General features: G+C 34.1%; 13 protein-coding genes and 2 pseudogenes. 3 read left to right on the top strand and 12 right to left on the bottom strand.

Features of this window, described 5'->3' with window-relative positions:
- A partial coding sequence (locus BWI92_RS26170; protein ID WP_141234940.1) for an IS3 family transposase occupies positions 1-790 on the top strand: 790 nt, incomplete at its 5' end.
- A 26-nt stretch (positions 791-816) separates the two neighbouring features.
- On the opposite strand, the gene BWI92_RS26175 is transcribed toward BWI92_RS26170, so the two are convergent.
- The 11 genes and pseudogenes from BWI92_RS26175 to BWI92_RS26220 form a co-directional block, all read right to left on the bottom strand.
- Positions 817-1,392, bottom strand: a complete 576-nt coding sequence (locus BWI92_RS26175) for an IS630 family transposase (RefSeq protein ID WP_176464550.1) — start codon at positions 1,390-1,392, stop codon at positions 817-819.
- Between the two features lie 4 nt (positions 1,393-1,396).
- Positions 1,397-1,810 (bottom strand): helix-turn-helix domain-containing protein, encoded by a 414-nt coding sequence (locus BWI92_RS26180; RefSeq protein ID WP_095168571.1) that lies wholly within the window; start codon positions 1,808-1,810, stop codon positions 1,397-1,399.
- Between the two features lie 25 nt (positions 1,811-1,835).
- Positions 1,836-2,702 (bottom strand): annotated as a pseudogene (locus BWI92_RS28415) (IS256 family transposase).
- A complete protein-coding gene (locus BWI92_RS28955) occupies positions 2,699-2,968 on the bottom strand; it encodes a transposase (protein WP_409024766.1) in 270 nt (89 codons plus the stop codon). The pseudogene BWI92_RS28415 and the gene BWI92_RS28955 overlap by 4 nt, the downstream one beginning before the upstream one ends.
- Before the next feature lie 386 nt (positions 2,969-3,354).
- On the bottom strand, positions 3,355-3,921 hold the full coding sequence (locus BWI92_RS26190; RefSeq protein WP_095168573.1) for a porin family protein: 567 nt from the start codon (positions 3,919-3,921) through the stop codon (positions 3,355-3,357).
- Positions 3,922-4,459: 538 nt separating this feature from the next.
- Complete coding sequence (locus BWI92_RS26195; RefSeq protein ID WP_095168575.1) at positions 4,460-4,660, bottom strand: hypothetical protein; 201 nt, start codon at positions 4,658-4,660, stop codon at positions 4,460-4,462.
- Between the two features lie 358 nt (positions 4,661-5,018).
- Positions 5,019-5,204, bottom strand: coding sequence for a hypothetical protein (locus BWI92_RS26205; RefSeq protein ID WP_095168579.1), 186 nt, complete (start codon positions 5,202-5,204; stop codon positions 5,019-5,021).
- 231 nt (positions 5,205-5,435) lie between these two features.
- Positions 5,436-5,573, bottom strand: coding sequence for a DUF6371 domain-containing protein (locus BWI92_RS28960; protein ID WP_409024767.1), 138 nt, complete (start codon positions 5,571-5,573; stop codon positions 5,436-5,438).
- Between the two features lie 22 nt (positions 5,574-5,595).
- Positions 5,596-6,143: pseudogene (locus BWI92_RS28965) on the bottom strand (DUF6371 domain-containing protein).
- An 828-nt stretch (positions 6,144-6,971) separates the two neighbouring features.
- Positions 6,972-7,295, bottom strand: coding sequence for a hypothetical protein (locus BWI92_RS28970; protein ID WP_409024768.1), 324 nt, complete (start codon positions 7,293-7,295; stop codon positions 6,972-6,974).
- Positions 7,296-7,312: 17 nt separating this feature from the next.
- Entirely contained in the window at positions 7,313-7,828 is a 516-nt protein-coding gene (locus BWI92_RS26220; protein ID WP_176464551.1) for a replication initiation protein, read from the bottom strand.
- A 1,123-nt stretch (positions 7,829-8,951) separates the two neighbouring features.
- Here BWI92_RS26220 and BWI92_RS26225 point away from each other — a divergent pair.
- Both BWI92_RS26225 and BWI92_RS26230 read left to right on the top strand, forming a co-directional pair.
- The gene (locus BWI92_RS26225; RefSeq protein ID WP_095168585.1) at positions 8,952-9,701 is read left to right on the top strand and encodes a ParA family protein; all 750 of its coding nucleotides are present in this window, start codon (positions 8,952-8,954) and stop codon (positions 9,699-9,701) included.
- Complete coding sequence (locus tag BWI92_RS26230) at positions 9,698-9,955, top strand: hypothetical protein (protein ID WP_095168588.1); 258 nt, start codon at positions 9,698-9,700, stop codon at positions 9,953-9,955. The genes BWI92_RS26225 and BWI92_RS26230 overlap by 4 nt, the downstream gene beginning before the upstream one ends.
- A 1,001-nt stretch (positions 9,956-10,956) precedes the next feature.
- Here the strand turns inward: BWI92_RS26230 and BWI92_RS26235 are convergent.
- Positions 10,957-11,802: TolC family protein (locus tag BWI92_RS26235; protein WP_176464552.1), on the bottom strand; the 846-nt coding region annotated here is incomplete at its 5' end.

Raw genomic sequence — 11,802 nt, forward strand, 5'->3', positions numbered from 1 at the left:
AACGAGCCGAAGCAGTTTAAGGTATCAATCCGTTAAGAACGATCAAGTGTTAATGGATGAATTATCACAATTGAGTAAGGATCATCCTCGTGAAGGCTTTTGGAAGTTTTACCACCGTATGCGCAATGCGGGTCATAGTTTCAATCATAAGCGAGTGCATCGGGTGTATGTTCATATGGGTCTTTCTATTCGTAGAAAGGCTAAAAAACGTCTTGTGGCTAGAGTAAAAGAGCCCTTAGAAGTACCCCAAAGCTTTACTCAAACTTGGAGCATAGACTTCATGAGTGATGTTTTGAGCAATGGGCGTTCATTCCGAAGCTTTAACGTGATAGATGATTACAATCGAGAAGTACTTTTCATAGAGACAGACTACTCGCTCAAGAGTAGTAGGGTGATTTATATTCTTCGCCATTTGGTGAACAAATATGGTAAGCCCACTAAGATTCGAATGGATAATGGGCCAGAATTTGTAGCAAAGCTAGCGCAAGAATGGAGTCAGATGAATGACATCGTTTTTCACTATATTCAACCAGGGAAACCAACGCAAAATGCCTACATTGAGCGATTCAATCAAACTTACCGCAGACATGTATTAGATGCTTATGCTTTTGATTCTTTGGAGGAAGTTCGCCAAGAAACAGATCTATGGCTGAGGGATTATAATTTCGTTCGCCCGCATGTCTCTCTAGGTGGAATGAGCCCAGTAGATTATAGAATGAAAAAACAGAACACCCTTCTTGGGCTTCGTTCCGCTACGCTACACTCAGCCCAAGAAGGGTCTAAAACATAATCAAAGTAGACAGATTATGTATATTTTTAAACTGTACTAAAAATGGGAAGCCGACACTTACACACATAATTGAGACCTTGTTGAAGTCTCTCAAAGTCCAAATACGCATGCCACTCTAGCCATTCATACTTCATTTTACGCCAGAGTATTTCTATAAGATTAAGCTCTGGCGAGTATGGTGGTAAGAAAAACAGATGGACATCCCAATGCTCAGCCCACTTTGGGAGGCATGACATAAATTTCTTGCTTTTATGGATTGGTGCATTATCTATAATGATGACAGTCTTCTTTCTTGTCTCTTTGATGAAATCTTCAAAAACCTCTATGAGTTTGTCAGTATTGATAGTTTCTCTAAACTGATAGTTAAAGAACTCATTATCTTTGGAATAGAATCCAGCCACATTAATAGACTTGCTTTTTGCACAGGGTAATTTAATGGTCTGCCCCTTCTTTTGCCAAGCATAAGGAATGTTGGGTGTAAGATTGAAATGGCTCTCATCGTAGTAGAATAGATCCAGATAGCCTCTATCAGCCAATGATTCAAGCTCCCTTATCTGCCTCTTCTTTACATCAAATTCAGCTTGATCACGCTTGGATTCCAATGATTTACGTACCCTTCGCCAAGTCAGACCGACAGATTTTTAAAAATCGCTGAAGAGTCTTTTCTGACACTTCAACACCATAATCCTCTGAAATCCTGACCAATACAAGCTTTGATTTTCGTGGAGTATCTTCAACAAGCTTAAGAATTTCTTCCTTGGGAATATCTCGAAGCTTCTTTTTGGCTCCACGACCGCCTTTGAGGGGCATAGAAGTTATACTGCCTTTATCCCATAAATCGAACCATTCATAGATAGTCTTTTGTGTAACGCCAAAATGTCTTGACAGACTCTTCACCTGCATGCCTCCATTGGAGAGAAGAAGACATTCAAGACGCCTTCTTAGAGGAGCACTTGAGCTAGTCGACTTCAGTGATTCTATCAGACTTTTTTCTTCAGGGCTTAAATCAATATAACGCATCCTCAAAAATACACTTTTAAAATGTCTAATTACTTAATAACTCTGATAACATAGCCTTCCAATTAAATGCTGTTTTAGCCCATATTTTACTCATATTTTGGATGGATAGGTAAGCCAATTTTAGCAAGGCATTTTCTGAAGTAAAAGCTCCTTTTGATTTTGTGATTTTACGAATCTGACGATGGTATCCCTCAATCGTATTGGTAGTATAGATGATTTTACGTATGGCTGGAGAGTACTGAAAATAAGTAGAAATATTAGCCCAATTTCTAGTCCATGTTTCTACTGCTCTAGGATATTGAACACCCCATTTGTCTTCCAGAGCAATTAAAGCATCTTCTGCAACAGTAAGGCTCTCCTTTGTAAACGGCCTTTAAGTCTTTAATAAACTCTTTTAGATGTTTATCAGCAATAAAGCGTGTAGAATAACGTATCTGGTGGGGCACGCCTAGTGAACTACACAAAGTTGAATTTGAGTCTTTGGAAACACTGTTTCAATTGCTTCTGGGAGACCTTCGGGCGGCGTTCCGCTGAGTCCATCAACACAAGAAATTAAAATATCTTCGACACCTCTATTCTTAAAGTCTTGAAGCACTCCTAACCAAAATTTTGCGCCTTCACTTTCAGCCATATACAATCCTAGTACCTCTTTTTTCCCATCCATACCTAAACCAATAACGCTATACATTGCTCTACTTAACACTTTTCCATCAACTCTAACTTTGTAGAACATAGCATCGAGCCATACTACTGCATATAACCTTGATAATACACGTGTCTGCCACTCTTTCAAAGCTGGCATTACCCTATCTGTAATATTAGATAATTCACCTGCAGAAAGCTGGTAGCCGTACAACTCGTTAAGCTGTTCATTTATAGAAGAGTAGCTCATTCCGTGCCCATACGGGGACGCCGAGTCATAGACAAAATTTGACGTTCTAAGGTGTCAGTTAAAACTAACTGTCTTTTAGGGACTATTTCAGGACTAAAACTGCCGTCACAGTCACGGGGTGTTCCCAACTCAAAACTACCAGCATTGCTTTTAATTCGCTTACTAGTAATACCATTTTTACGGTTTTTAACTTGATTAGCCTTCGATTCAGATAGATGATTCTCTAGCTCTCCTTGTAGAGCTGATTCTAAAAAATGTTTAAGCATGGGAGCAAAAATGCCGTCAGTGCCTGTCAGAGATTTACCACTGTAAAGTCCCCACAATGGAATTGCTTAATTGCTTCCTTTTTGAAAGCCTCGAACCGCGGCGGCGTACCGCTCAAAGTCATTATTGGTCTCCATAAAAAAACTGTGAAAAGTAAAAATAAAACTTTTTGTTAAATTTTTACCTGACACAGTTTAATGAATACTCTCGCTGTAAAATAGAAAATCGGTGTCAACTCATGTCGACACCGATTGCTAAACATAGTCTACTCACTAATTCTTTTTGGGGCTAAAAGTGATATTATCACGGCTTGTTTCCTATTATTTGTACTTGATATCTAGTTTTATTTCAGTAAAATCAATCCGTGATACTTAATATACACTATTTATTAAAGTGGTATTGCATAACCTAGAGAAACCATTACTCCACGATTTTTAACATTCATTTGTTTTACTATATCTGTAAATCCTAAGTGGTAGCGACCATCGATGATTACCTTTCCTGTGCCTACTGGTATGGCCAATCCAATACCAGCCTGTGCTCCAATCTCGAAACGGTTTGGTTTATTGCCATAGTCTTTAACCACATCTTGTTCTTTTGTTAGCAGCATTGCCACTGATGGACCTGCGTTGATGTAAAGCGGACCGAACGAGTATTTGGCCAAAAGTGGGACTTCGAGATAGTTGAGTGTCAAATTTGTGTTACGTTCTTCCCAATTTAGCTTAGTACCTTTATTCACAAAGTTGATTTCAGGCTGGAACGATAAGCCTTTTGCCTTAGTATGGATATTTATAGCCAATCCTCCTGTAAAGCCTATTTTCGACTTCTCTCCATCTATATCTTTAAAATTTTGTCTAGCAATGCTAAGTCCCACTTTTGGAATTAATTCAACTGATTGTGCTTTTGTAGCGATGGCTCCTAAAAGCATCATCGCAGAGAACATGTATTTTTTCATTTGAATGAAAGATTTATTGATTTGTAATTGAACACTACAAAGGTATTTCCCCTTAGCTAGTCGAAAGTGTATATTATAACCAAAGTGTATAATATTGACTCCCAAACGTAAAATGCCAATACCGAAGCGTCATATGACTGTATAGCGTTATTTTCTAAAGACAGGTAGAATTCCAAGTTTACGCTAGCATAGTTGAAAAAATGCTTTTGGTTTATATGCTTTCATATATTTCTTTAGCTGTACATATATTACTTATGGATGGTATTTTATGTGATTAGGTAATTTAGTTTATAGTGTAATCTCGAGAAAATACTAGTTCTAGAACTTTTGTTTAAAAGTTCTTTAAAAGCATGCAATCTTTCAATTTATTCCAAAATATCAATAGTATTCCTAATTAAGTCATACTATTAATATAGTCCTCAATTGTACTGAAATATTTGCTTGTTCTTTCGTGTCTACTAAAGCCCTGTTCCCCGACAATGTGAGTTCTTCTCTTGTACTCATACCAAATGGTTGTAATGTTACTTCAAACATGATTTTATGAAAGTTCTATCAGGTTCATGATGATGGTAAAAATGTCTTCTATGTGGTTGACCTGAAACTGTCTTTCAGTATTATCAATACACATAATGTTTAGTGTGTTTCCTTTATGAGTTTCATAGGCTTGCTGCATTCTATCATTTTCATAGAAAGCAATCTTTTTAATCAGTACTTCTAGTTCTTCTTTTGAATAGGTCATTTCTGTTTTCTGCTGCTTTGTTTGATGATGTCTCTGGGTAAGATAAGAATCGTGTCAACGTACTCACTAAGCGTTAGTCCATATAGGTTAGCTTCTTCAGCGAGTTGTATTTTTGTGCCTGCGTCGTACTTAAATCCAATTGTTTCTTTATGTGTTGCGAACTCTAGTCCTTCCAGTTGTATAACTCTACCCGTTTTGAGGTGATTCATGTAGTGAATTATTGGAGGCCACCCTCCTATTTATGTGTTTACCTCTCAAACTTAATTAACCCATGTTACACACTTTTAGGTTAATCTAGGTTAATCCCAATTAATTCATGTTAATATAGGTTAATCTGTTGAAAGGAGATTATTTCAAATTAATCATTTAGAGGACCTAAGTGGTTAATAATAGCCTCTACCTCTTTGGGTGGTAACACTCTTCTCGTTTTATCAAGTTGAAACTGGGAGTTAGGGATACGCATCAACACCTTGTTAAATGTCTTGAGACATACTTGGTATTCTTGTGCTAGTTTTGTTCGTATGGTGGTTCTATATTTGTACATTAGTGTTTATCGTATTGTTGATTTGGAAAAGTATTTGAATTAAAATCCCATGACACGGGATAGTCATTGTCATTTAGCGTAAGTCCTAGTTCTGTATCTGTTTTCATTAGATATTATGCTAGATCATATCCCTTCTCCCTTTGTTGAATCGTTAAGATACTTGATACTGAAACTGTGTATCCCAAGGTTTTAATAAGGGGGGCTTTATCTTGCCATTTTTGGTAAGGTTTTTTACCGTTTCTCAGGGAAAAGAATTAGCTTAAATTGCTTTAGAGGTCTAAAGTTTTCAATTGACAAATTCATTCCCCCAGACGCTAACCAAATCACGATTGGAATTAATGCTGTCATAAGTACTGCTGTTTTTCGGATTCAACAATACAGATACTCTTGGCTAAGTGGGTATTATTTGATGTAATCCAAAGAAGCACTGATCGAGTCTAAAATCTTTCCACTTGGCTACTGTGTGAGCCCATTGAATATGATTGAACAGGTGTTTCTTCTGCCTGTGTCGGAATCATAAAGCATGATTTTTCCTGCGTGTATATTTACCCGTTTATCAATCTGCCAGAATATTGTACTACCTTTCCAGTAGGTAGAGGTGCCCAGTTTGAATAGATTTACTAAATACAGAGTTAAGTCTTCTTTAAAGAGCTGCCTAAGATACCTAATCAAATTATTGTGCTCATCTCTATTCATCGTTCTATCTAAGTAACTTTTTTGTATATACGTTAGTAGCAATGTTACCTCTTTTGAGTGTCTTCCAATCACTATTGGTGCATAATTGCTACCAATTTTTTCTAAAAAAAACTTCGGAGTTAGATGATATGCACAATTTACTTCTCTGTTGCACCTACCAACCTCATCTGGCATGTAATTACCATTCTCATTGTCCCAATATCTTTTTAAAGTTCGTTTGCCGCAGCTTGAACACTTGTACAACCTAGTCAGAGCTGTTTAATCTAATGAATATCTAAAAATCATAGTTTTAAAAGTTGTAGTTTTAAAGTTACCTACTTACCTAAAGTGTCTTATCTTATTAATAATTAGCACTTTATGAGATTTGTGTATAGGTAGGTAAGAACGGATTGTAGCTATCTTGTAAAGTTACCTAAATATGTTAATTTGCTGGTTATGAGAATATTACTTGTAAATAGGTAAGTAGGTAACTTAATTTCTAGAAGTTTAAGCTTTTAACTACCCAATAGCTCTTGTATTCCATTTTTTACTCTTTTGTCTCTTTGGTAGTATTTTGAAAGAACCTTTCCCATTTGGACATGATTAATTTTAGATATCCTAAAATTCACTTTTAGATATGTTGTTATTTCATAGGCTTATGGAAACTATTTTTGATGATCTTTTGCTTCTATTGTATTTTCTATGATTTCAGCTGGAAAAATATACCATAATGTTATAGTTTCATTGTTTTTGATAATTTAATGTTAGAGCACAAGGCATCTGTCATCAATGGATAGAAAAGAATAATAAACTAATAATCTATGAGTGGATAATGTTAAAGCATAGTTAAGTTAAGTGTAAATATTAATCAGATAGATAAAACTCTAAAACTCATAAAGTATAATAATTTGATACTTTGATATTAGGTATGACAATACGATACACAAAATTATGCTACTTCAAGTGTTTTTAATAAGAGTAGACTAGTACCATAAAAGGATCTATAAAAGAAACTCATACTATTATGCATAATATGAGTTTCTTTTATAAAAGGTATTTGACCGACTTTTTTACAACTTATTAATGAAATATTTAAACACCGAATATTCGTGCTGTATAAGCTCCTATATTAGAAATTTCTTTATTGACTATTCTAAGTTGAACATCATAGAGAGATTTATTTATTTCATCAAGAGGAAAATTATCAAGTACTTTTAACGCTTGATTCTTTCTTAGATTGAAGTAAGTAGTTAACCTTGTAAAAATAGGAAGCTCATGTTCCTCTAAGGTATCTTTTATTAAAGATTCACTATATGTAATAGTAAACTCTAATTGTTCTACAGGTTTTCGTCCTCTTCCTATTTTATTTCCTTCAATAACTTTGTAAGAAAAAGAAATATCTGTTTTGCCATTAATTTCATTCTCTGCAGGATCTAAAACAGCTTTCTTGAAATGGGTAAATTTTGCATATTTATCTCTACCTGTTTTTCATCTATCAAGTTGAGTTTTTTCTTTAGTTCAAATAAATTAACTCTGAATTTTTGATTTCTCATGTTTTTAAACATTGACAAAATTTCGTAGAGCCTTTTAGCATAAATAGTATGCAAATTTAGCGCAATATTCAACTGAAATGTGGTGAATTCCTTCTTCAAATCAATGTAAAAAGGTCGAATTTTTGGAGAGATTGTTAGCTCTATCAAACCTTGTCCTCTAATATATTCTGCACTGGATACAAAGGTTGTTTGTAGGATATTACCATTAGGCAGAGTTCCTTGTAACAAACGTGTAACCAGTTTTGCCGTAGCTTTTTGGAAATCAGTGTATTTGATTTCAGAACCAGTCAAAAGCATTAACTCTCTAGCAGCGACTATATAAATCTTGTCAGCAGAGTCTTCTTTTTTTATTTGAGACATAACCATGTAGATAATATTTTTTTCAAGTGCAGACATTTCATATTTAGCCGAGGTAATGAAATTACTTTGCCATAAAGTAACCTCCTGAGAAGCTAGAGAAGAGGTGTTTGGGGTCATTTTGTAAAAGGTATTTAGGTATATTTTGGTGTAAATTTACACCTTTTTTTAAAAGTTGTAAATAAAAGTTGTAGTACAATTTTTATTTACAACTTTCTACCGACTTTTTTACAACTTTTAAACGGGGTTTCACCGACTTTTTTACAACTTTCTACCGACTTTTTTACAACTTTTTACCGACTTTTTTACAACTTTTTACCGACTTTTTTACAACTTTTAACGTTATAATTATTTGAAAATCAATTTGTTGCAGAGCCCTAAAATATATGTCAAATAAAATGAAAATAATCACAAATATTTGTTTGTCCGGTTTTTTAAGGAAAAAATAAGAAAAGTAACGACAAAATGTGGATAACTCAAGAACAACAAAAAAAAACAAAAACAAAAAAATAACGGAGGCCCGTCAACTAAAGAAGTAGTTGACGTGACGCTCCGTATGTATGGAATATTGAAATTATAATAGACATTGACAAACAAGCCTATTTTAGTTGTTTTTAAGGCATTTTAAGTCTTGGTCGGTATGATTGTATATCTGGAATAAAATTCGCCTCTTAAATCCAATGTAAATAATTCCGAAATGTCAATCATTATAACGCTTTATAGCTACATAGAATAAATAGATTATTAGCTTTTGTTCTAATATTAAGACAAGGTTTTTCCTACACGATTATGATAACTTCTGTTAGTAATTAGTATTCTAACAGAAAGAGTGTTGATTATCATTAGAGCTTATCACGGTTTACAAGGAGTATGTTTAATCAATTATTATACGAACTAAAGTATAGTCTATTTGATATAATAAAACCGTAAATAAAATAACTCTCAATTTTAAGAAGAAGATCGTTAAATACTAAAGCCTCTGATTTATTTGTAAGAATATCAGTCGAACTAGAGATCTAATGAATTACATACTTGTCGCTGGAACGATAAAGCAAGTTTTATGCATAATACTATGAAATCCAATTATATTATTATATTATTGTAATACCATATTATCATAATATGGTATTACAATAATATAATAATATAATAATATGATAATATGGTTATTGCTATAACAAATAACAAAGGAGGTGTTGGAAAAACAACATCTGTTTTAAATATAGGAGGAGCTCTAGCTAAGTTAGGGCACAAAGTGTTACTTATCGATCTTGATTCTCAGTGTAACTTATCAGGATGTTTCAATTTTGAGGAATATCCTCAAAATCACGTTGGTAAGTTTATTCTAAAAGAAGCTACTTTCGAAGAATGTGTCATATCTAAAAATGGAATAGACATTATACCATCTACGAGCAATTTAATGGAGTGGGAAGAAAAACTTTCAAATAAACCAAGACGTGATGATATGTTAAAAATTAGGCTGGCAACTGTTGTCAATAAGTATGACTTTATACTTATTGACTGTCCTCCTAATTTAGGACTTTTAGTGACAAATGCGATTTTTGCAGCACAATACTATTTGACACCTGTTGAGGCAGGAACATTTAGTTATCAGGGAATAGGCAAGCTGATTAACAAGATGAATGAACTCAATGAATATGGAGCCGATATCTCATTATTAGGTGTTTTGATTATTAAGTATCATCAAAACATTAGAGGAGTAATGAAAAAAGAAATAATAAACTCAATTAGAAATAGCCTTGGTGAATCTGTCTTAAAAAATTATATCAGAATAGATAGTAATATTGATAAAGCTCAGCTAGAGCAACAGACGATATTTGAATACTCACCTGAGTCCAATGGCGCTAAAGACTATCTTAATGTTACATTAGAAATACTTGAAAAGTTATGAGCATAGAAAAAAAACTAGGGATGTTACCTATTCCTACTAAAGTAAAAACAGAAAAAAGTTTCATTGCTAAAGAGCAGTATAGAAGCCGAGATAGCTCAGAAAGAATAAATGCTTTAATACCTGCAGAACTAAAAGATAAAATGGAAAGGCAAGCCTATTACGCAGGGGTGACACTTACAGATGTGCTTGTGCATGTTCTAGATCAGTATTACCAGGATAAAGATTTTTCGGCTAAGCCTACAGGTATGTTATAAAACATAAGAGGAGACCAGTCATAATTGGTCTCCTCTTATACTAAACTGGAAAGCCTTTGAATCTTAGTAAAGAAGGGTATTCTGATTCCATATATTATGGTAAAGGGATATACTCAAGTCGAATATACTATAGCCATTTAATTAATTGCTTTACTCGATAGATTGTATAAGCTGTAAGTCAATAAATAAGACCTTGCTCAAAAAAGACTCTCCAGAAATAACAGAGAGTCTTTTCTAAACATCAATAGACTTTATCACGGTTTGTAACAAGTAGGTTTAATTAATGATAATGCTTATATACAACTCAGTCTATTTTAATAAGTAAAAACAGTAAATTAGCGAAATTTAAGGCATTTATATATCCTTAGAAAATCAATGCAGATTATGCTCTTATCCTATAATTAATAAACCGTGATAAAGTCTAATGAATAATAATAAACGCAGGCTAGTTATGAAGTCACTTGGAGATAAAATACGCTAATTTAGTTAGATTTAGTGTTATTCAATATATGCTCCAAACGACATCTTTTTATATTAGTAGAACTGTATATGCAATATCTTACGTGTGTTAGTAGAACTTTCAACATATTTAAAATGCTAATTAAGTATTGATTCTGAAAAACAGTGAGCACTGCTGGAAAAACACATTATTAAAGTTCTTTTTCCTAGAATATGTATTATCCAGCGTGCATCTCTGAAATATAGTATTCTATAGCTTAATACTGATGTGTATAGTTTACTATAGTCTACAAAGTGGAAAGGTAAATATGTTATTGTAATATTGGAAAATCGATTTTCAAAGTATAGCAATCTTTACTTTACATAGTCAGACTAAATAAGGGAGTTTCATAGAAATTGAAACGTAAAATCCGCTACTCTGGTTGGAAAACACTACTGAAATCAATATTATTTATATTTTGCACATTACTTATTTCAATTTATTTTAATTAGGTTCAAAAGGTCTACTATCTAAACAGTCCTTCAGATGGTAGACAAACTTATTAGTTTACTCCACCTCCAATAGCTCTGTACAGCTCGGTTACAGCATTGGCTTTTTCAAGCTTAATATTGACTGTCTCCAGCTCATTCTCAAGTTTGCTTGCTTGTGCTGTAATCACTTCCAAATATGTTGCCTTTCCGTTTCGATAGAGTGTAATAGAAGCGTTTGTAGCTTTTTCCAATGCTTGTTGCTTTTTAAGAATAAGTTCCAGTCGTTCTGAGGCCTGCTTTGATCGAGCCATTGCATTAGATACTTCACTGACAGCATTGAGTACAGACTGTTTGAATTGAATAGCTGCTTTCTCCTGTTCAATCATCGCTGTTTTGTAAGCTATTTTTAAAGCACCTTTTTGAAAGATTGGTTGCGTTAGGTTTGATGCTATGTTTGATGCGAACGATCCGGGTAATGAGAACCATTTATTAAATTGGAATGCATTCACACCAGATTGTGCACTCAAACTGAATGTAGGGTACATTTCAGACTTTGCTAGGCCTGTTTGTGCGTTCAGTGCTATTACTGAATACTCTGCTGCTGCAATATCTGGCCTGCGGCTAATCAGCTGTGCCGGAACCCCAACAGAGAATGTGTCTACCAGAGCTGCACCTTCTATATCTTTAGCTCTTTTGATACTATCAGGGTATTCTCCACAAAGAATACTTAATTCACTTTCCTGAATAACAATATTCTGAAGGGCGAGGGGTATAATCAACTCGGCTGTATTCTTCTGAGCAACAGCCTGTTCTACAGCAACCGAAGTGGACATTCCTGAATTATATTGATGCTTAATTATCTCAATAGTACTATCCAATAGGGCTATGTTCTGATGTGCTATTCTTAATTGTGCATC

The sequence above is a fragment of the Flectobacillus sp. BAB-3569 genome, assembly GCF_002270355.1.
Lineage (GTDB): Bacteria > Bacteroidota > Bacteroidia > Cytophagales > Spirosomataceae > Flectobacillus > Flectobacillus roseus.